General features: G+C 66.7%; 19 protein-coding genes. 13 read left to right on the forward strand and 6 right to left on the reverse strand.

Annotated elements, in window-relative coordinates:
* Nucleotides 1-12 precede the first annotated feature (12 nt).
* Genes ACTDXD_RS18680 through ACTDXD_RS18695 form a run of 4 tightly spaced genes read left to right on the forward strand, consistent with a single transcriptional unit; the run spans nucleotide 13 to nucleotide 4,378 of the window.
* Nucleotides 13-264, forward strand: coding sequence for a hypothetical protein (locus tag ACTDXD_RS18680; RefSeq protein ID WP_440123769.1), 252 nt, complete (start codon nucleotides 13-15; stop codon nucleotides 262-264).
* A complete protein-coding gene (locus tag ACTDXD_RS18685; RefSeq protein WP_440123770.1) occupies nucleotides 261-1,037 on the forward strand; it encodes an ABC transporter ATP-binding protein in 777 nt (258 codons plus the stop codon). Before ACTDXD_RS18680 ends, ACTDXD_RS18685 begins: the two co-directional genes overlap by 4 nt.
* A complete protein-coding gene (locus tag ACTDXD_RS18690; RefSeq protein WP_440123771.1) occupies nucleotides 1,034-3,523 on the forward strand; it encodes an FtsX-like permease family protein in 2,490 nt (829 codons plus the stop codon). Before ACTDXD_RS18685 ends, ACTDXD_RS18690 begins: the two co-directional genes overlap by 4 nt.
* A gap of 21 nt (nucleotides 3,524-3,544) precedes the next feature.
* Nucleotides 3,545-4,378 (forward strand): hypothetical protein, encoded by an 834-nt coding sequence (locus ACTDXD_RS18695; RefSeq protein WP_440123772.1) that lies wholly within the window; start codon nucleotides 3,545-3,547, stop codon nucleotides 4,376-4,378.
* Here ACTDXD_RS18695 and ACTDXD_RS18700 read toward each other — a convergent pair.
* On the reverse strand, nucleotides 4,367-4,804 hold the full coding sequence (locus tag ACTDXD_RS18700) for a protein-tyrosine phosphatase family protein (protein WP_440123773.1): 438 nt from the start codon (nucleotides 4,802-4,804) through the stop codon (nucleotides 4,367-4,369). The two genes, ACTDXD_RS18695 and ACTDXD_RS18700, sit on opposite strands and share 12 nt — an antisense overlap.
* A 77-nt stretch (nucleotides 4,805-4,881) precedes the next feature.
* On the opposite strand from ACTDXD_RS18700, the gene ACTDXD_RS18705 reads away from it, so the two are divergent.
* From ACTDXD_RS18705 to ACTDXD_RS18720, 4 genes are all read left to right on the forward strand, one after another.
* Nucleotides 4,882-5,997 (forward strand): winged helix DNA-binding domain-containing protein, encoded by a 1,116-nt coding sequence (locus ACTDXD_RS18705; protein WP_440123774.1) that lies wholly within the window; start codon nucleotides 4,882-4,884, stop codon nucleotides 5,995-5,997.
* A 35-nt stretch (nucleotides 5,998-6,032) separates the two neighbouring features.
* A complete protein-coding gene (locus tag ACTDXD_RS18710) occupies nucleotides 6,033-7,262 on the forward strand; it encodes a GNAT family N-acetyltransferase (RefSeq protein WP_440123775.1) in 1,230 nt (409 codons plus the stop codon).
* Between the two features lie 31 nt (nucleotides 7,263-7,293).
* The gene (locus tag ACTDXD_RS18715; protein WP_440123776.1) at nucleotides 7,294-7,569 is read left to right on the forward strand and encodes a hypothetical protein; all 276 of its coding nucleotides are present in this window, start codon (nucleotides 7,294-7,296) and stop codon (nucleotides 7,567-7,569) included.
* 245 nt (nucleotides 7,570-7,814) lie between these two features.
* Nucleotides 7,815-8,408, forward strand: coding sequence for a suppressor of fused domain protein (locus ACTDXD_RS18720; protein WP_440123777.1), 594 nt, complete (start codon nucleotides 7,815-7,817; stop codon nucleotides 8,406-8,408).
* A gap of 4 nt (nucleotides 8,409-8,412) precedes the next feature.
* Here ACTDXD_RS18720 and ACTDXD_RS18725 read toward each other — a convergent pair whose 3' ends face one another.
* Nucleotides 8,413-10,215, reverse strand: a complete 1,803-nt coding sequence (locus ACTDXD_RS18725; RefSeq protein ID WP_440123778.1) for a hypothetical protein — start codon at nucleotides 10,213-10,215, stop codon at nucleotides 8,413-8,415.
* Nucleotides 10,206-11,240: a magnesium and cobalt transport protein CorA gene (locus tag ACTDXD_RS18730; RefSeq protein WP_440123779.1), complete on the reverse strand. Its 1,035-nt coding sequence runs from the start codon at nucleotides 11,238-11,240 to the stop codon at nucleotides 10,206-10,208. The genes ACTDXD_RS18725 and ACTDXD_RS18730 overlap by 10 nt, the downstream gene beginning before the upstream one ends.
* 164 nt (nucleotides 11,241-11,404) lie before the next feature.
* Here ACTDXD_RS18730 and ACTDXD_RS18735 point away from each other — a divergent pair, with 164 nt between their 5' ends.
* The 4 genes from ACTDXD_RS18735 (at nucleotide 11,405) to ACTDXD_RS18750 (ending at nucleotide 15,388) form a co-directional block, all read left to right on the forward strand.
* A complete protein-coding gene (locus ACTDXD_RS18735; protein ID WP_440123780.1) occupies nucleotides 11,405-12,259 on the forward strand; it encodes a PHP domain-containing protein in 855 nt (284 codons plus the stop codon).
* Complete coding sequence (locus ACTDXD_RS18740; RefSeq protein WP_440123781.1) at nucleotides 12,256-12,684, forward strand: hypothetical protein; 429 nt, start codon at nucleotides 12,256-12,258, stop codon at nucleotides 12,682-12,684. The genes ACTDXD_RS18735 and ACTDXD_RS18740 overlap by 4 nt, the downstream gene beginning before the upstream one ends.
* Before the next feature lie 483 nt (nucleotides 12,685-13,167).
* Nucleotides 13,168-14,361 (forward strand): NAD(P)-dependent malic enzyme, encoded by a 1,194-nt coding sequence (locus ACTDXD_RS18745; RefSeq protein ID WP_440123782.1) that lies wholly within the window; start codon nucleotides 13,168-13,170, stop codon nucleotides 14,359-14,361.
* An 82-nt stretch (nucleotides 14,362-14,443) separates the two neighbouring features.
* Nucleotides 14,444-15,388: a glycine betaine ABC transporter substrate-binding protein gene (locus ACTDXD_RS18750; RefSeq protein ID WP_440123783.1), complete on the forward strand. Its 945-nt coding sequence runs from the start codon at nucleotides 14,444-14,446 to the stop codon at nucleotides 15,386-15,388.
* A gap of 21 nt (nucleotides 15,389-15,409) precedes the next feature.
* Here the strand turns inward: ACTDXD_RS18750 and ACTDXD_RS18755 are convergent, their stop codons facing one another.
* Genes ACTDXD_RS18755 through ACTDXD_RS18765 form a run of 3 tightly spaced genes read right to left on the reverse strand, consistent with a single transcriptional unit; the run spans nucleotide 15,410 to nucleotide 18,710 of the window.
* Nucleotides 15,410-16,309, reverse strand: a complete 900-nt coding sequence (locus tag ACTDXD_RS18755) for an alpha/beta hydrolase (protein ID WP_440123784.1) — start codon at nucleotides 16,307-16,309, stop codon at nucleotides 15,410-15,412.
* Nucleotides 16,310-16,317: 8 nt separating this feature from the next.
* Nucleotides 16,318-17,145: an SDR family NAD(P)-dependent oxidoreductase gene (locus ACTDXD_RS18760; RefSeq protein WP_440123785.1), complete on the reverse strand. Its 828-nt coding sequence runs from the start codon at nucleotides 17,143-17,145 to the stop codon at nucleotides 16,318-16,320.
* Nucleotides 17,142-18,710, reverse strand: coding sequence for a flavin-containing monooxygenase (locus ACTDXD_RS18765; protein ID WP_440123786.1), 1,569 nt, complete (start codon nucleotides 18,708-18,710; stop codon nucleotides 17,142-17,144). Before ACTDXD_RS18765 ends, ACTDXD_RS18760 begins: the two co-directional genes overlap by 4 nt.
* Before the next feature lie 72 nt (nucleotides 18,711-18,782).
* Here ACTDXD_RS18765 and ACTDXD_RS18770 point away from each other — a divergent pair, with 72 nt between their 5' ends.
* Nucleotides 18,783-19,448, forward strand: coding sequence for a TetR/AcrR family transcriptional regulator (locus tag ACTDXD_RS18770; protein ID WP_440123787.1), 666 nt, complete (start codon nucleotides 18,783-18,785; stop codon nucleotides 19,446-19,448).
* Nucleotides 19,449-19,488 lie beyond the last annotated feature (40 nt).

Here is a 19,488-nt window from a genome sequence, read left to right on the forward strand (position 1 = left end):
GAAGGAGACATCGTGGACGATCCCTACCGAATCCGACCGAACCGTGGAGAACCGGACACGACAGGTGGTGCGTTGCCCCGCGGGGAGCATCCCGACCGGGTGGTCGGGATGCTGTGGGCCATGCTCGCGGTCTTCGTCGGGCTGAACGCGGTGGTCTCGATCACCGAGCCGGACAATGTCCTGCTCTCGCTGATGTTCGGTGTTCCCGGCGTCGTCTGCCTGGTTCTGCTGGTGATGCGCTACATGGGGCGGCGGCGCTCGTGAACACGGCTGCAGCACCTGCAGCCGCGGCGCACGAGCACGATGCGTCGCCGGTGACGGCTGCAGTGCGGTTCGAGGGCGTCACCAAGATGTACCGTCGCGTGGGCGGAGCGCCCGCCCTCGACGACGTGACACTGACCGTTCCGCGCGGCGCGTTCCTCGCGGTCGTAGGCCGGTCCGGATCAGGCAAGAGCACGTTGCTGCACTGCGCCGCAGGGCTGGACACCCCGACACGAGGGCGCGTGTGGATCGGCGACACGTTGGTCAGCACGTTGCGCGAGACCGCTCGCACCCGGATCAGGCGGGAACGAGTGGGATTCGTCTTCCAGGCCTACAACTTGATCCCGTCCCTCACCGTCGAAGAGAACATCACCCTGCCGCTGCATCTGGCCCAGACACCCGGCGACGGAACGTGGCTGGGGGAGGTGGTCGACCGGGTGGGCCTGGGCGACGTCCTCTCTCGCAAGCCCGGCGAACTGTCCGGTGGGCAGCAACAGCGTGTCGCGGTGGCCCGTGCACTCGCGACCCGTCCCGACGTGATCTTCGCCGACGAACCGACCGGGGCGCTCGACCCTGCCACCGGTGACCGAATCCTGTCTCTCCTCACCGATCTCGTGCGGGACCTGGGGCAGACCGTCGTCATGGTCACGCACGACCCCGCGGCCGCGGCCAGAGCTCACGACGCGGTGGTGATGGAAGACGGCCGCATCGAGCAGGTACTGAGTGCACCCGACGCCGCCGAGTTGACCCGCGTACTGGGCGGGAGGATCGGGTGACGGTGCGATTGCCAGGCAGGGCCGGCGAAGCGATCGCGGTGACTTGTGCGGTGACGGTCGGCGCGGCCTTGGTGACCCTCTGCTCGGTACTGGCCGAGACCGGTCTGCGCTCACCCGTACCTGCGCAACGGTTCGCCGGAGTGGATGTGGTGATCGGCGGGGACCAGATCGTCACGCGGGACGAGGACTTCGACCTTGCACTGCCCGACCCCGTCGGAGTTCCGATGGAGCTGGTCCGTACGGTCTCGGAGATCGCGGGTGTGCGCGCTGCTGCGGCCGACTTCACCTTCCCCGCCGCACTGCCGGATGGCGAGGGCGGGGTGGTGCCCGGCGGGTCGGTACGGCACAACGGGCACGGGTGGGGCTCCTTATGGGGGTCGGTCGACGTGACCGGCGCACCACCGGCCGGTCCCGACGACGTCGTCCTCGCCACCGACCTGGCAGCCTTGGCCGGTGTCTCCGTAGGGGATCCAGTGCAGCTCATACTGCGCGGGCAACCGCGGGACATGCTGGTGACGGGAATCGCGGATCTCGACGGTGGCGGGATCTTCGTCGGTGACACCCTGGCCCGCGACCTTTCGCACCGGTCCCGAGACACCGCCGACCTGCTCTCCGTCGAGTTCGACGCCGATGTCGACAGTGCGGTCGTCCGCGAGCGGATCGAAAAGACGGTCGCGGACCGGAATCTCGTGGTCGCGACCGGGGACGGTATCGGCCGGCTCGAACGCCCCGCTGCAGCGGCCGCCTCCGCTACATTGCTGGCCGCGTCCACGTCCGTCGCCGGAGTTCTGGTGACCCTGGTCGGATTCATCACTGCCGGTGCGGTTTCGGTCGGGGTCGCAAACCGCGCCCGTGAACTGGCGCTGTTACGCGCTGTGGGCGCCACTCCGAAACAGATCCGGTCGATGACGGCACGACGGACCACCCGCGGTGCGCTCGGCGGTGTACTCGTGGGCATCACGGCGGGCAGCCTGCTCTCCGCAGCGGCCACCGGACCACTCGTGGCCATGGGATTGCTCGTTCCAGGTCAGTCGCTCAGCTGGAGTCCGGTCCCCGCGCTGGGAACCGGGCTTCTGATGCTCGGCCTCGTCCAGGTGGCGGCGCGCGCCGGGTCGTTCCGGATCTCCCGTATGTCTGGTGTCGACGCGATCACCGCGACCGAGACCGAACCGGCCAGCGCGAGTCCGATCCGGACCGGGGTGGGGTTCGTCGTCATCGCACTGTCGGCCACCTCCACCGTCATCCCTCTCGTGACCCGCGGCGAGGCCGCTCTGATCGGTGCGGCATCGGGAACACTCCTGGCGATCATCGGCGTGTCGCTGGTCGCTCCTGCCGCGGTCACCCGCAGCTGTGAGTGGCTTGCCTCTCGGGCGAGTCCGCCGAGTTCCTGGCTGGCTGTGCGTAATTCGGGAAGTCGCGCTGTGCGGACCGGGGGTGCCATCAGCGTTCTCGCGCTCGCCATCGGGTTGTCGACCACGCAGCTCTTTGCGGAGTCGACCATGAGCGCGACGATCGATCATGAGGTCGAGGAAGGCACCTTTGCGGATCTGCTGGTATCCGCGCCCGAGGTCGGGGGTGTATCCGCGGAGGCGCTCGACACAGTCGAGGCGGCGCCCTCCGTCACGGCGGCTGTTCCCGTGATCCGCTCCACCGTGACACGACGCTTCCAGAGCGATGACCGGACACGCGCCGAGTCCTACCCTGTGTCCGCCGTCGGTTCCGGCTTCGACGGTGTGCTCGATCTCGGGATCGTCGACGGCGACCTGTCCCGGCTCAATGGAGCCTCTGTTGCGGTGGATTCCGCGACCTCCCGGATGGCGGGGATCGACGTCGGCGACACACTGCCGCTGATCCTCTCGGATGGGGCCGCTGTGGAACCGACAGTGGTCGCGACCTATTCCCGCGGCGTCGGTTTCGGCACCGTCGTGATGCCACTGGACCTGCTCCCACAGGCGGCGACAGGCCCATACGACGCCGTGTTCGTCAACGGTGACGAAGCAAGCGTCGCAACCGAGCTCGCGGATCTGGTCGCGGGATCACCCGGACTGCGGATCGAGGAGACCCGTACGACTGCCGCGGGGGCGGTGTCCCAGGATCCCACGCGGCCGCTGAGCGTCGCGCTTTCCGTCGTCCTGATGGGCTACGTACTCATCGGCGTAGCCAACCGCCTCGTCGTGACCACCCTGCGACGACGCCGGGAATGGCAGCTGCTGCGGGCCGTCGGTGCAACCCCTCGCCAGCTCCTGGCAATGGCGGGGACGGAAGGTCTGTTCGTCTGTCTCGGTGCCGTCGTCACCGGACTGGTGATCTCGCTGGTTCCGATGACGGTGGTGGCCATCGGTTTCGTCGGCCAACCCTGGCCGCAGGGGCCGCTGTGGCCCGTGCTCGCGACGGTCTCGGTCGTGTGTGTGGTCGCCCTTTTGGCGATGATGCTGCCCGCGCATCATCTGCTTCGAGGATCGGGTGTCCCTGTGCCTGAGGGGTGATCGGCCACTACTCTCGGTCACATGCCTACGCTCGACTCGGCAGCGGACTCCCTGTACGGACTCGATCCCAGGGAGTTCATCGCGGCGCGCACCGAGTATGTCGCGCAGGCTCGGGAGTCGGGTGATCGCGAGCTCACCGCAGCGATAGGCCGGCTCCGCAAACCGACTGTTGCGGCGTGGCTCGTGAACCTGCTGGCACGCGAGCGGGCCGACGAACTCGATGTCCTCCTCGACCTCGGCGACGCCTTGCGTACCGCGCAGCGAACACTGTCCGGCCAGGATCTGCGCAGGCTGTCGGCGCAGCGACGGCAGGTCATCTCCGCGCTCGAACGGGACGTCGCCGAACTCGCCTCCGAACGGGGGAGGAAGGCCGGCGAGAACACACTGAGGGAGGTGACGCAGACCCTCAATGCCGCGCTTGCAGACCCGGCGATCGCCGACCGTGTGCGGGCAGGGCGGCTCGACGCGATCATCGAGCCGAGTGGCCTCGGTGAGCTGGGTGGCTTCGAAAACCTGTCGCCGGCGCAGCTGAGTGTGGTTCCCGAGCACACCACCACACGAGTCGAGCGCACCGCAGAGCGAGCCGAACTGGACGAGGCCACCACCGCGGCCGAGGACGCCCGCCGCGCGGCCCGGCGAGCGCGCGCTGCTGCGACAGAGGCGGAGCAGGAGCTCGCCCGCCATGAGGCGGAGGTCGACGCACTGCAAGAGCAGCTGATCCGCGCCGAAGAACAGCGCAAGTTCGCGCGTCGCGCGGTCGCGGCGGCCAAAAAGGAAGTCACGACTGCCGAGCGTGAGGCATCTGCAGCCGAAGCCGAAGTGGTCCGTGTGAAGCGACGCCGCTCATCCCAGTGAACGGAACCGGGTGACGAACCGGCGCTGCCACGGGGTTTCGACCGCGCGAGGGTGATAGTGGCGCCGGACGAAGGCGACTGCGTCCCTCGCTCGGATACCGTCGAGTATCGCGAGGCAGGCGAGCGCGGTGCCGGTGCGTCCGCGCCCACCGGTGCAGGCCACCTCCACCCGCTGCCGTCCTGCGCGCACCCACGTCTCGTACAAAGCGTCGTACGCGTCCTGCGGGTCGGACGGCACTCGGAAGTCGGACCAGCGAACCCAACGGGAATCCCAATCGAGGGCGACCAGCGGACGCCCCTGGAGGTACACACCGAACTCCGGTAGCGGGCCGTCGGGCAGCGGACCGCGCAGAGCGCGCCCGCGTACGCGCCTCCCTGACGGTAGCTGCAGTACGCCGGGAGCTTCGATGTCCCATTCCGCTTGCACGAAGGAAACCTACCTGTGTCTATCCTGTCCACCCCCGACACACCGGCTCGTGTCGGTCGGGTGTGTCAAGCTGCACTGTGACCACCGGCATCCTGACCGATCGTGCGCTGGGCCGTGCGACGCTTGCCCGGCAGCATCTGCTGCGCCGCAGCGACATGGATCCGCGGACCATGATCGAACACCTGCTTGGCCTGCAGGCACAGGCACCGATGCCGCCCTACTACGCACTCTGGACCCGGCTGCGCGGTTTCCGTCCCGAGTCGCTGTCGGCCCTCCTCGAGTCCCGGGCGGTGGTGCGGATCGTGCTGATGCGGGGCACCGTGTTCGCGGTCTCCGCGGCCGACGCCCATGCACTGCGTCGGTGGGTGCAACCGCTGCTCGACAAGGACCTCGACACCAACACGCTCCACCGCGCAGGCCTGCACGGTGTCGATCGGAGGGCGCTCGCGTCTGTCGGCCGGGATCTCCTGTCCGACACTCCGCGGACTCAGGCCGAGCTGCGGCCCCTGCTCGCCGAACACTTCCCCGATCAGGACCCCGCGGCGCTCGCACACGGTGTGCGGGGCCTGCTTCCGCTGGTACAGGTCACGCCTCGCGGGCTGTGGGGGCGTTCGGGCCCGCCTCGACTCGCACCCCTCGACGTGTGGGCAGGCCCGCCGGAATCGGACCTTCCGGGCCCCGATCGGCTCATCCTGCGTTACCTCGCGGCGTTCGGTCCCGCGAGTGTCCGCGATGTGCAGGCATGGTGTGGCCTGACCCGGCTGTCGGAGGTCGTCGAGCGGCTGCGCCCACAACTCGCGACATTCCGCGATGAGCTTGGAGTAGAACTGTTCGACCTGCCCGACGCCCCTCGCCCTGCCTCGTCGACTCCCGCGCCGGTGCGGATCCTCGCTCCTTTCGACAACGCGCTGCTCTCGCACGCCGATCGCCGGCGGTTCATCTCGGACGACGATCGTCGGCGCACGATGACGAAGAACGGGATGATCGCGCCGTTGGTACTCGTCGGTGGCCGGGTCGCCGGAATTGCGAGCCTGACCACGGGCAGCGGGTCCTCGGTAGTGGAAGTGACGCCCTGGCGTTCGCTGACGGCATCGAACCGGTCGGCAATCGAGACCGAAGGAATGAAGCTGGTGAAGTTCGCTGCCCCGGACGCAGACCATTACGACGTGCGGTTCACTGCAGACTCCGCGTAGAGACAAGTGTGGAAGCTCTCTCTAGTCTCGGGCGTATGAGCGAACACCGTGACGCCGAGATCCGAGCCCTCGAATCCGACGAGGAGTTGAGGCACGCGATGGCACTGTTCCGTACGGCCATGGTCGGGCTTCCTTCCGGGCCGGACTATCCAGAGGGACGCATGGGCGACTACCTCGAGGTGGGCCGCACGTTCGGCGCATTCATCGATGGAGCGCTCGTCGGTACCGTCGATGCGACGTCCGGGTCTCTGGTGCTGCCGGGCGGCGAACGCGTGCCCCACGCGGGGGTCACCCACATCGGAGTGCTCCCCACCCACACTCGCCGCGGCGTCGTCACCTCCCTGGTGCGCAGGCAGCTGCGCGACGCGCACGATCGCGGCGACGTCGTTGCGAGCTTGCGAGCCTCCGAGGCCACGATCTACGGGAGATTCGGTTACGGCATCGCGTCGACGTCGACGACTCTCGAGGTGGAGAGCTGCCGTGGGGTGCTGCACCCGGGCGTGCCAGCCGGTGGCCCTGTCAGGTTCGCTGAGCTTCCCGATTCATGGGACCTGTTGGAGCGCATCTATTCCGAGCACGCGACAGACCGCCCCGGACGCATCGAACGCACATCGTTCTGGTGGGCTTCTCAGCGCTTCCGCTCGTTGTCGGGGAACGGGCCCACGTATGTCGCAGTGCACGGCAGCCCGGGTGCCGAGGACGGTTTCATCCGGTACCGCCCTGAGAACACCGGGGCGTGGTTCGGCGGGCGCGACCGCACCATCGTCGTGAGCGACTTCTTCGCCCCCACCGCCGAATCCCACGCGGGACTCGTCCGGTTCCTGCTGAGCCTGGACCTCGTCGACCGGATCGTGTTCGACGCGGTGCCGGCAGACGATCCACTGCCGTGGATGCTGACGGACCATCGTGGGGCACATGTTCGTTCGGTGTCGGATGAAACCTGGTTGCGGATCCTCGATGTGTCGCGGGCACTCGGCGCACGATCGTTCGCAGGAGCGGGCAACGTCCGGATCGCGGTGACCGACCCCGTCTTCGCGGAGAACAACGGCGTGTTCGAGATCTCCGCAGACGGCGTGGCGACCTCGGACGGGCATGCACAGCTCGAGGTCGGTGTCGCCGAACTCGGATCGTTGTTGCTCGGCGGCGTGGGCTGCCACGAACTGGCCGCTGCGGGACGGATCCGGGTGCACGACCGGGAATCGCTCCGGGTCGCCGCGGCACTGTTCGCGTGGCCGCTGGCACCGTTCGCGGGGACCATGTTCTGATGCCGGTTCGATGGAAGTTTTTCTGATCGGTGTGACTGCGATCGTGGTGCTCGTCGGAGTCGATCAAGCAGCACTGTGGGCGGAGAGAAGGGGATGGGTGTTCTGGCGCAAGAGCAAGCCTCGCACCGCCGACGCGGGGGGCGGCATGTTGGGGATGATGGACGAGCTCTTCTCGCCCGCGAAGCGGCATGTCACTGAAGAAATTGTCGGCAAGAGGAACGGCCGAATCGACATCGCCGTGGGAGACGACGGATGGATCGATCTCGATAGTGGTCGGGTGCGGCTGTCGACGATCGACCACCCGTAGCCACCTGTGCAGCGGCCTCTGAGGCATGACCGGACACGATTTCAGCGGTCCGTCGACGTCACCCGGTTCCACGACATCACCCTCGAGTCATTCGAAGGAAAGGCGCACGAAGCAATACCGAACTCGGGCGTCCGTGGCCTCACGGTGCGTGAGACTACGAAGAAGGCAAGGGGCGTTTACACAGCATCCCTCGCGGGCCGCACCGCTCACGACATGCGGTATCGCCGGCGCGTTAGATTGCAGAGGTGACCGAAGCCGTTCTCACCGCAGTCCGTGCCCACCTCGCCGCGAACCTCTCCGACGCGACCGGGCCGGCGCCCGAATCGGCGTCGGTGACCTTTCTCGGCCTCGAACCGATCGAGATTCTGCGGTTCCACGCACACGACGACCTCACCCGATTTGCGACACTGGGTTGTTCGCGTCACCCGATGGGCGATCCCACCGCAACCATCGCCGACCCGAACCGCGGTCCGCGCGCCGAACTCGTTTTGAGTCTGCGCAGGGCGGACGGTCTCACGGCCGGTGTGCACCGCAGCCTGGCGGTGCTGGCGGCGCTTCCAGCCGTGGAGGGGGTGGTACTCACCGCCGACGCGCTCCTCGATCTCGGTGAGCCACTCTGGGAGGGTGCGCCGTTCACCGCGGTGCTCCTCGAATCGAGCGACGTGCCCGATCTGGAGTTGCCCGAGCCTGCCGATCCGGTGCGGTTCTTCGATGCGGTTCCGGTCACGGCGAACGAAGCTGCGTGGAAGCGACTGCGCGGCGCCGACGCTCTGCGCGAGGCATGGGCGGAGGCAGGCATCGACGTCCGTGACCCCGAACGTGGCGCCGCGCGCATGTGATGGGTCAGCTCGGGACCACCACGCCCATCGATCCGCCGCCGATGCATACGTTCAGTCCCGGTGTCGCCGACTCGACCTGCAGCGCAGCGCCGCCACCCGACAGTCGCACGTACACCGAGCCCAGCCCCTCGGTGACGGGCACGGTGACGCGGGGGCGACCGGGGAATCCGAGGTCGATCGCGCCGTCGTCGGCGGCCATGTAGTGCAGCTCGACGGTCCACTCCCAGTCGCCGGCAGGCTCGTTCAAGCGGAGCGTCGTCACGACGTCGTCGGCCACCCGGTGTCCGCACTCGGGCACGTGCCCGGGGAGGACGCCGCGCAGCGGCATGAGTTCGGCGGGTACCAGCGCGCCACGATCGTCGAGGACGCTGAGCGAGGTGGTGTGGTCGCTGATGGGGGAACGTCCGGGTAACGACGAGAACACCGATCCGACGAGATTGTGCGGGTACGTGACGGGCAACAGGACCCACACCGATACCGGGTGGTCGAGGACCGGATCCTGCGGGTGTTCGGTGAGTGCAGCCTTCGCGGCCGCGAGGTATTCGCCGGTGGGGTTGTCGGTCCAGCTGCGGGCGAATGTCACGGTCGACCATGCCGAGCTCACGAGGAACACGACCGCGCAGACGAGGGCGACCGCACGCGACCACGCCGCCGTCGGTCTGCGCTGCGGGGCGCGCAGGATGAGCGCGGCCGCCACCGCGACGATCACGGACGAATCGGCGAAGTAGCGCAGGGTCTGCGCCAGCTCGTATGTCGTCTCGGGACCGAACCGCGTGCTGATCATGGCCACGAGAGAGGCGCACACGTACGCGGTTGTCGCGGTCCACACCCAGCCGGTCCGGGTCCGGCAGCGCAGGCTCCACACCAGCGCACCCGCTACAGCGACCCACGCGGCGACCACGAGGACCAGCGGTGGGTCGGCCCACGGCGGACTCGGATTCCACCGGTCCCACTGCCACGGCCCACCGAGCAGCGACGGCGCCAGACCGTACGACAGGCCGTGGTGGGTCAGTCCTGCCACCATCGACCAGGGCGGCACACCGAACCGCGATGCGACGACGGTGATGTACCACGCGGCCCAGATCACCAGTACCGCGCCGGATCCGACCCAGAGGGGGCGTGCTCGCTGCCACGCGACACGGACCGGCTGCCGAACACCGTCCACGCGATACAGCAGCGCGACCGTCACGAACGCGACGAAGGGTACGAGGACCGACTTCTCGAAGAACACCAAGGCACAGAGGGTGACGACGACACCGGACACGGCATGACGTCGTCTGCCTGTCCGCGCGAGTTGCAGGGCGTCCCCTGCCACCCAGGCGAGAGCAGCCTGCATGGGGAGTGAGTTGAGTCCGGCCGCCCACCATGTGAACGCGGGCAGCGTCAACGGCGAGAACAGGTAGAACAGCAAGGGGCCACACAACACTCGACGCGGTCCGAGAATCAGCCACAACAGACGTAACACCGCGAGTGACGCCAACAGCTGGGCCACGACGAGAGTCAGTGCGGCAGGCCACCATTGCATCGGAGCGAGCCAGGTGACCAGCGACGCGACGGCGAACGCCCCGGGCATCAGATGCCCGTCGTGGTCGTAACTCAGCATTTCCGGCGACAGCGGCGGGTAGGTGCCTGCACGGCCGATCAGAATCAGGTCGTCCCAATAGAATTCGCCGTGGAACGCGAGAACTCCGCGGACTACCAGCTGTATTGCGATGAGCGCGAGTGCCACGGTAGGCACCGTGCGCCGGCCGAGGCGCGCACCGGACGAGACGGATACGCGCTCGAGTAGGGCAGCGCTCACAGCCACTTGTTGCGTCGGAACAGGACGAACAACACGGTCACGATCAGGGCGATGACGCCGACGACCACATAGTAGGAGTACTCCCAGTGCAACTCCGGCATGTGATCGAAGTTCATGCCGTACACGCCCGCGATCATCGTGGGTACCGCAGCGATGGCAACCCACGCCGAGATGCGGCGCATATCGGTGTTCTGCTGGACCGTGACCTTGGCGATTGCCGCGTCGAGGAGGGTGCTCAGCGTTTCGTCGAAAGTCGCAATGCGATCGGACACCGTGGTGTGATGATCAGCGACGTCGCGGAAGTAGCGGCGAATGTCCTTGGGGATCGGATTGCCGGGTGAGCGGATGAGTCGCTGCAACGGCTCTGCGAGGGGCACCACGGCGCGACGCAATTGAAGGATCTCGCGCTTGAGGAGATAGATCTGCTCGACCGCGATCCTGGTGTCGGGGGTGAAGACGAATTCCTCGAGATCGTCGACGTCCGGTTGCACCGCGGTGGTGACCGCGAGGTAGGTGTCGACGACGTGATCTGCGATCGCGTGCAGGACCACGGCCGGCCCGAGACCGAGGTGCTCTGGGTCGGCTTCGAGGCGGGCACGCACTGCGGACAGCTCCGAGTGATCGCCATGACGCACGCTGACGATGAAGTCGGGGCCGGTGAACAGCATGATCTCACCGGTTTCGACGATGTCGTTGGTGGTCGTCACCGATTCGTGCTCGACGTAGGTCACGGTGCGAAGCACAAGGAACAGCAGATCGTCGTAGCGCTCGAGTTTCGGACGCTGATGTGCGTGCACTGCGTCCTCGACCATCAGTTCGTGCAGATCGAACGTCCGGGCCACGCTCGTCATCTGATGTTCGTCCGGATGATGGAGGCCGAGCCAGACGAACCCCTCGCCGCGTCGGCGGACTTCCGCGAGGGCTGCGGCGTGCGTGTACCGGCCGGGGAGACGCTTGCCGTCGATGTAGATCGCGCAGTCGACCACCGCACGTTCGGCGGGGACGTGGATCGTCGGTACGTCCTTGCTCATGCGGCGTCCCGGACACGTGGCATCACGCGAGCACTCCCGCTCACTTGGTAGGAACGGTTCGGCAACGGGTTCCTTTCCGTCCGTGTCGAGGTGCCTTCGGCACGTGTCCAGGCGCTGTCCGGTCGCTCGATCATCGTAGTCGCTGCACCTGACACACTTGTGTGGTGCGCATCGATCTTCACTCCCATTCGGCCGCCTCCGACGGTACGGACACCCCCACCGGTCTCGTCCGGAATGCGGCGGCAGCGGGCCTGGACGTGGTGGCCCTGACAGACCACGACACCACAGCGGGATGGGACGAGGCCGTCGGTGCTCTGCCTTCCGGCCTGCGGTTGGTCCGGGGCATGGAGATGTCGTGCACCGGTCGCGGCGAGGACGGCGCTCCTGTCGCAGTGCACCTGCTGGCGTATCTGTTCGATCCCACTGATCGTGTGTTCGACGACGAACTCGAGCGATTGCGTGGCGAGCGCGTGTCACGGTTGCGTGTGATGGCGGAGCGCATGGCAGAAGACGGATTGCCCATCGACGCGGACCGTGTCCTGGAACAGGCCGGACCGGCGGCCGGTCGCCCGCATCTGGCGCGGGCGCTCGTCGAAGCCGGGGTCGTGCCGACGATCGGAGACGCATTCACCGAATTGCTGGCGCCGCGGGGTCGTTACTACATCGACAAGAACGACACGCCGCTGGCCGAAGCGGTGAAGATGGTGGCGGCAGCCGGCGGCGTCTCGGTTGTCGCCCATGCCCGGGCTCGATCTCGCGGACGGTTGCTTGCGCTGGACCAGATCGAGGAGCTCGCCGAGGTCGGTCTCGGTGGGGTCGAGGCCGATCATCCCGACCACAGCGACGCGGATGCTCGATTGATGAGGGACATGGCCTCGAACCTCGGGTTGTTCGTCACCGGTTCGTCCGACTATCACGGCGACAACAAATCGGTCGGACTCGGCCGGTTCACGACGGATGGTGACGCGTTCGAGGACATGCTCGATCGTGTGCACGGCGTCGAGGTGGTCGAGGGATGAGGTCGTGGGGGCCGCGTCGCGACGACGCAGATCAGAATGAAATCTACCGGGACAGCAACTATTACGAAGACGAGTATTACGTGGACGAGTACTACTCCGGCGAGTACTACGACGACCGTGCTCGTTACGGAGCCGCTTCCGGACGTGCGGGTTTCGTGGTGAGGGCGGCACGCGTCGTCTCGGGAATCGTGACGGGTGCCGTCCTGGTCCTCATGGCGGTGGTGTGTGGCGCCCACTATCTCGGAGGGGATGGCGATTTCCCGGGCCCGGGGACCGAATCCGTGGTGGCGCACGTCGTCGCCGCAGTCGTCGCGGTGGTGGCGCAGGTGTTCGCGGATCGTCGGCGGGGGCCGATTTCGGTGCTTGCCGCAATTGTGGTGGTTTTCACTGCATCGATTCTGTTGGTCACCCAGTGGTGGGGTTGAGGGCGGAAAACCTGCGCGCTACTCGCCGGTAGCTCGGACGTAACCCCAGGAACCGCTGAGGAATCACTGGAAAATCGACCGCCAGGCTTGCAAACTCACAGGTAGGGCACGCAAATCGGTGAGAACCTTCGCAACCAACACCGATTTGATGTTTGGTCTGTGAAGGTGGCAAACTTCTGGGTGGTTCGAGGTGGTGCTACCGCCCCGCTTCGGGCAGAAGATGGCAGGTCCTGTTCGAGCTCGTTGGAATACTCAGGGCCGCCGCCAGGGCCACCCTCCTCGGCGCCATCACGCTCCGGAAGTCGTACAGCGTTGTACAGCGGCAATCGTGATCGCGCCCGGAAGCTTCACCGAACCCGTCCTTGGCGAAGCTGCTGCAACTACACACGGTCGATGCATGCGGTGCATACCAATGATGTTCTGTTGCAGTTACTTCGCAGTAACCGGGACCCGACTGGTCTCGGAACATGCAGGAGTGTCATCGTGTCAATTGTGTCCGACGCAAAAACCCCTCAGAAGCTCGCGTTGACGGACGACGAGATCTTCGGAAGCCACGTCGACGGCAAGCTCTCTGTCGAGCTCACCTCGCCGCTGGACACCCAGCGCGACCTGTCCATTGCGTACACTCCGGGCGTTGCCCAGGTCAGTCGTGCGATTGCGGCCGACGCGACGCTGGCCGAGCGGTACACCTGGACCAACCGTCTCGTGGTTGTCGTTTCCGACGGCACCGCCGTTCTCGGACTCGGCGACATCGGCCCGCGCGCCTCCCTTCCGGTGATGGAGGGCAAGGCTGCGCTGTTCAAGAAGTTCGCCGGGCTCAACTCGATACCGCTGGTTCTCGATACCAAGGATTCCGACGAAATCGTCGAAACCATCGTCCGGTTGCGCCCGAGCTTCGGGGCCGTCAACCTCGAGGACGTCTCTGCCCCGCGTTGCTTCGAGATCGAGAAGCGTCTGATCGAGGCGCTCGACTGCCCCGTCATGCACGACGATCAGCACGGCACGGCCATCGTCCTCCTCGCCGCCCTCAAGGGCGCAGTGAAGGTGCAGGACCGCGACATCACCAAGCTGAGGGTCGTCATCTCCGGCGCCGGTGCAGCTGGTGTCGCGTGCGCCAACATCCTGCTCGCTGCAGGAATCGACGACGTCACGGTGCTCGATTCGAAGGGCATCATCTCGCGCGAGCGCACCGATCTGTCGGGCGTGAAGACCGATCTGGCCGAACGCACCAATCCGGCGGGCCGGCACGGCGGAATCGTCGAAGCACTCGACGGTGCCGATGTGTTCGTCGGCGTCTCTGCGGGCACCGTCCCGGAAGAGATCGTGGCGACCATGGCCGACGACGCGATCGTCTTCGCTCTGTCGAACCCCGACCCGGAGATCCACCCTGACGTCGCCTCCAAGCACGTGGCGATCGTCGCGACCGGGCGTAGCGACTTCCCGAACCAGATCAACAACGTGCTCGCCTTCCCCGGTGTGTTCAAGGGGGCGCTCGACGCGGGCGCCCGCCGTATCACCGAGGGCATGAAGCTCGCCGCCGCCGAGGCCATCCTCTCGGTCGTCGGTGATGAATTGGCTGTGGACAAGATCGTTCCGAGCCCGCTCGATCCGCGTGTCGCGCCCGCCGTCGCAGAAGCCGTTGCGGCCGCTGCGAGGGCAGAGGGTGTCACCGACTGACGTGATCGCTCCGTGCGCCCCGGCTCGAACCCGCACCAAGGTTCGGACCGGGGCGTTCGGCGTCTGCCGAGGATGCGCGACAATGGCCGCCGTGAAGATCAAGAGGATGCGGCACCGCTCGCTGATCGCGGCTGTCGTGGCCGCGATGTCACTCTCGGCCGGGTGCGCATCGCCGGTTCTCGACTCTGCGGAGGTGTCCGGTCCCGTCGTGGTCGCGGCACGGGACGGTGCGGACGGCGCATTGCTTGCGCACCTCTACGCCGGGGTGCTGCGCACGACCGGTATCGAGGTGCAGGTCCGCGACGGTCTCGCCGACCGTAACGCAGCGCTCGCCGCACTCGACACCGATGACGCGACGGTGGTCCCCGACTACACGGGGCTGCTGCTCCGGCACTACGACCCCGGCGTCGCCGCCACGGACGCGGAAGACGTATTCGAGGCGCTGGCACGTGCGCTCCCGGACGAGCTGACGATCGCCGACTATGCGTCGGCTCAGAATCGCGCGGTGCTTGCCGCCGGCGCAGACCTCATCGCGACACGGGACATCTCGCGGATCTCCGACCTCGCCGGTCACTGCACCGACCTCACCTTCGTTCTCACCCCGGAGTTCGAGGCCGCCGGCGGACTCGAGGCCCTCACCGAACTCGGGTGCGAACCACGATCGGTCGAGCGAGCGCCGACAGCTGCTGCGTTCGGCGCGACGTCGGACGTCGACACCGTCGCGGGACTGACCTCCCTTGCGCCCGTGCTCGCAGAGAGCAGCGGAAGCGGTGTGGTTACGGTGCCCGACGCCCCGGACCGAGCGCCGATGGAGGAAGCGTCCTCCGACATGGAGAGTCCGGTGTTCGTCGCACAGAATGTGGTCCCTGTGTTCCGAAAGGCAGTCTTCGGCGAGCTTCAGCTCGACGCCCTCCGCGTCATCGCAGGTGAGCTCACCACGTCGGATCTGACCGACATGATCACCCGCGTCGCTACCGGCGAGGACTCAGCTGCGGTGGCCGACGACTGGCTGGCGGAGCACACCTGATCGCTGCGCCGGATCACAGGTTCACCCGGTCTGCTTCATGTGGGAGCGCAAGAACTCGCCGAAATCTGCCACCGCATCCGCGGCCTCTTTCACGAGCGAGGCCTGTAGTCCCGCTACGTGCCACAGTTCAGGCTGCTCGACCAGCGTCAGATCCACCCCCGCGGCGCGCAGTCTGCCCGCGAACTCGACGATCTGCGGGTAGAGCACTTCTGTGGTGCCGACCTGGATCAGCGTTGGCGGCAGGCCGGTCGGATCCGCGTGCATCGGTGCGTAACCCAGGTCGGTGGGGTCTCCGTCGCCGAGGTAAGCCTTCGCCGAGGAGTACACCCATCGCGTGTTGACGACGACATCGCGATCGAACGGTGCCGAGCGAGACCCCGGATCCACCCAGGGCGAGAACAGGCCGATGGCGGCTGGGGTGACGCCGTGGTCGGTGCGGAGCCTGTTCGTGGTGGCGACCGTGAGACCGCCGCCGGCCGAATCCCCGGCAATCGACACGGTTTCCGGGAGCATCCCCGGCTCGGTGAGAAGCTGGAGGTAGGCCTGGACGGCGTCGTCCAGTGCGGCAGGGTACGGATGCTCCGGCGCGAGACGATAGTCCAGCGCATAGACCACCGCACCGCTGGCCGCTGCCAGATGTGCGACCAGGGATCGGTGTGTGGCAGGCGACGCGCAGGTGTAGGCGCCGCCGTGCAGATACAGCACCGCGGTGGGACGTTCGGTGGCGCCCACCGTCACCCGTTCTGCCGGCCTGCCCGCCAACGTCGTCGGCCGGACCACTGTGCCCGATGGCAACGTTTGGATCGGCGCGGCGGCCTCGAGCAGGCGTCGTTGCACGGGATAGGGGAGTCGCGCGTTGAGCGTGAGCGCGTACAGGGGCCGGAGTGCGGCGCGGACGAGTGGCAGCGGCAGGTGGGGCATGACGAACGCTAACCCTTCGGCAGTACGCGCGCCGTCACGAAAGCGACGACACGCTGGTACGACGGACCGACGAGACGCACCCAACCGTCGAGCAGTTTTGCATCGGCGCCGATCAGCACGCGGCCCTTGTTCTTCCGGACGCCGCGCACGATGGTCGCGGCCGCATCCTCGGGGGTGGTGCGGGCCAGTTTACTGTCGAAGAACTGAGCGAAACTCACCTGATCGTCGCCGTCGGGTACGGCCGCGTTGCGCGCGATCGCCGTCTTGATCCCGCCGGGGTGCACACACGTCACCCGCACAGGATGCTTCGCGATGAGCATCTCCTGCCGCAGCGACTCGGTGAACCCGCGCACCGCGAATTTAGCCGCGTTGTAAGCGCTCTGGCCCGGAATGGACAGCAGCCCGAACAAGGACGACACATTGATCAGGTGCCCGTCACCCGATGCGATCAGGTGCGGAAGAAATGCCTTGGTACCGTTGACGACTCCCCAGAAGTCGACGTCCACGACGCGCTCGAAGTCCTTGAACTCCGTGCGCTCGAACTCGCCGTGGTATGCGACACCGGCGTTGTTGTAGACCTGATTGACCACACCGAAGCGTTCGACGACCTTGTCTGCGTAGTCCATTACCTTTTCGCGCTGCGTGACGTCCAGGTGATCCGCAAGGACCTCGGCCCCGAGATCGCGCGCGCGACGCGCAGTTTCTTCCAGCCCTACGGTGTCGACATCGGACACGGCCAGCCGGGCGCCCTTCGCCGCGAGATTCAGCGCGAGGGCACGTCCGATTCCGGAGCCGGCGCCGGTGATGACGACGACCCTGCCGGTGAATTCACTCATTTTGCTGCGACCTCTCGGGTGGTGTCGGCTTCTGCGGTCTGTGCGGGGGTGAGTGCCGGGAGATCGGCAGTGGCGACGCTGCGGTACGCCTCGAGATCGAATTTCTTCGTCATGCTGCGGAATTCGAAGGTGAATCCCGGCCATACCGTGGTGTTGTTGCCGTGCTTGTCGAGATACCAGCTCGCGCAGCCGCCGGTGTTCCACACGCTCGATGCGAGAGCGTGCTGGAGGGTGCGGTTGTAGTCGGCCTGCGCGTCGTCGCGCACCTCGACGGTGCCGATACGGTGCTGGTCGATGGTGCGGATGGCGTCGACGAGGTAGTTGAGCTGCGATTCGATCATGTACACCATCGAAGTGTGACCGAGGCCGGTATTGGGACCGACGAGGAAGAACATGTTGGGGAATCCGGCGACGGTCGTGCCCTTGTATCCCTGCATGCCGCTGTCGTCGAACACCTCGGCGAGCGAACGGCCGTCCTTGCCGTGGATACCGGCGAACGTGGGGGAATCGGTGACGTGGAAACCGGTCGCGACGACAATCGCATCCACCTTGCGGGTGGTGCCGTCGTCGGTGACGACGCCGTCTGCCGTCACCTCGCTGATTCCAGCGGTGACAAGGTCGACGTTCGGCCGAGCGAGCGCCGGGTAATAGGCGTTGGAGATGAGCATGCGCTTGCAGCCGATCTTGAAGGTCGGGGTGACCTTGCGGCGCAGCACCGGGTCCGAGATCTGCCGGCGGATCTGGGCGCGTGCCGCGACTTCGAGGGGTTTCATGAACATCGGCGCCTTGGCGAGACCGACGACCTGTGTCTCGCGCGTCAGGTATTGGACGGCGCGGGAGAGGCGCTGGAAGCCCGGCACGTAGCGGAATGCGAATCGCTCGGCCTTGGTGTATTCGCGATCGGCGCGGGGGAGGATCCACGGTGCGGTGCGCTGGTAGACGTCGAGATGCGAGACCTTCCCGGCTATCGCGGGAATGATCTGGATGGCGGATGCTCCGGTACCGATCACGGCCACTCGCTTGCCCGCGAGGTCGGCGTCGTGGTTCCAGCGCGCCGAGTGGAAGATCTCTCCCTCGAAGCTGTCGATGCCTTTGATGTCGGGCAGTGACGGCTCGCACAGCGCGCCGACCGCAGAAACGAGGATCTTCGCGCTGAATGCGCCCTTGGTGGTCTCGACATCCCACCGAAAGGTCGTGGTGTTCCAAGTGGCGGACTGCACGTCGCAGCCGAAGACCGTGCGGCGGCGCACGTCGTATTTGTCGGCGACGGAGGCGATGTACGCCTGGATCTCGGGCTGGGGGGAGAACGAGCGGGTCCAGCCGGGGTTGAGGGCGAAGGAGTACGAGTACAGGTTCGAGGGCACGTCGCATGCGGCGCCGGGGTAGGTGTTGTCGCGCCAGGTGCCGCCCACCTCGTTTCCGCGTTCGAGGACGAGGAAATCCTTGCCGGCGCGGGTCAGCTTGATGGCGGCGCCGAGTCCGGCGAATCCGCTGCCGATGATCAGTGTGTCGACCAGGCGAGGGTTCGTGTCGGCGGCGGTATTGTCTGTAACCGGAAGACTCATGTAACTCAGCGTAGGCACTTGTTGAGTGCGGGTCAATAGTCTTGTTGACTCTAATTCAGTAGAACTGATTGCATGGAAGCCGTGAAAGGCACCGACACCAAACGAAGAAGGCTCGGACCGGCAGAACGCCGCGCCCAGCTGATCGACCTCGGGATGCGGATGCTTGCGCAGCGTCCGCTCGACCAGATCTCCGTCGAGGACATCGCCGACGAAGCAGGAGTGTCGCGCGGGCTGCTCTTCCACTACTTTTCGTCCAAGCACGAGTTCCACGTCGAACTCGTCCGACACATCAGCCGCGACATGCTCGAATGCACTGCGCCCGACGAGACCCTCGAGCCCTTCGACATGCTGCGCGGCACTATCGTCGCCTACGCCGACTACGTGACCGAGCGGCGCGACACCTACGTGTCGATGCTGCGCGGAACCGCGAGCGGAGACCCGGACATGCGCGAGGTCTTCGAACAGACGCGCACCGCCATGGTCGAGCGAACACTTCGATATCTGCCGGCCATTGGGATCGAGGCCGGTCCCGCGGTCCGCCTCGCCGTACGCGGCTGGGTCGCCTTCGTCGAAGACATCACCATCGCGTGGCTCCGGGAGCCCGCCATCGACCGCGACCAGTTCATCGAACTTGCGGTCGGCGCACTTCCCGCCGTCACCTACGCGGCGGTCACGCTCGGTGGAACGGCGCGAGCCGGGTCGCTCGTCCCGAAGGACGAACCGACCCGGCTCGCATGAGAACCGTCATGCCCTGATCGAGCACGAACGGGGCTTGATC

The sequence above is a fragment of the Rhodococcus sp. SJ-3 genome, assembly GCF_051918125.1.
Lineage (GTDB): Bacteria > Actinomycetota > Actinomycetes > Mycobacteriales > Mycobacteriaceae > Rhodococcus.

Bases quoted from the DNA above. Each gene is read 5' to 3' on its own strand.
- ACTDXD_RS18695 (WP_440123772.1), top strand. From the start codon at position 3,545: ATGCCTACGCTCGACTCGGCAGCGGACTCCCTGTACGGACTCGATCCC.
- ACTDXD_RS18710 (WP_440123775.1), top strand. From the start codon at position 6,033: ATGAGCGAACACCGTGACGCCGAGATCCGAGCCCTCGAATCCGACGAG.
- ACTDXD_RS18730 (WP_440123779.1), bottom strand. From the start codon at position 11,240: ATGAGCAAGGACGTACCGACGATCCACGTCCCCGCCGAACGTGCGGTG.
- ACTDXD_RS18740 (WP_440123781.1), top strand. From the start codon at position 12,256: ATGAGGTCGTGGGGGCCGCGTCGCGACGACGCAGATCAGAATGAAATC.
- ACTDXD_RS18750 (WP_440123783.1), top strand. From the start codon at position 14,444: ATGGCCGCCGTGAAGATCAAGAGGATGCGGCACCGCTCGCTGATCGCG.
- ACTDXD_RS18755 (WP_440123784.1), bottom strand. From the start codon at position 16,309: ATGCCCCACCTGCCGCTGCCACTCGTCCGCGCCGCACTCCGGCCCCTG.
- ACTDXD_RS18760 (WP_440123785.1), bottom strand. From the start codon at position 17,145: ATGAGTGAATTCACCGGCAGGGTCGTCGTCATCACCGGCGCCGGCTCC.
- ACTDXD_RS18765 (WP_440123786.1), bottom strand. From the start codon at position 18,710: ATGAGTCTTCCGGTTACAGACAATACCGCCGCCGACACGAACCCTCGC.
- ACTDXD_RS18770 (WP_440123787.1), top strand. From the start codon at position 18,783: ATGGAAGCCGTGAAAGGCACCGACACCAAACGAAGAAGGCTCGGACCG.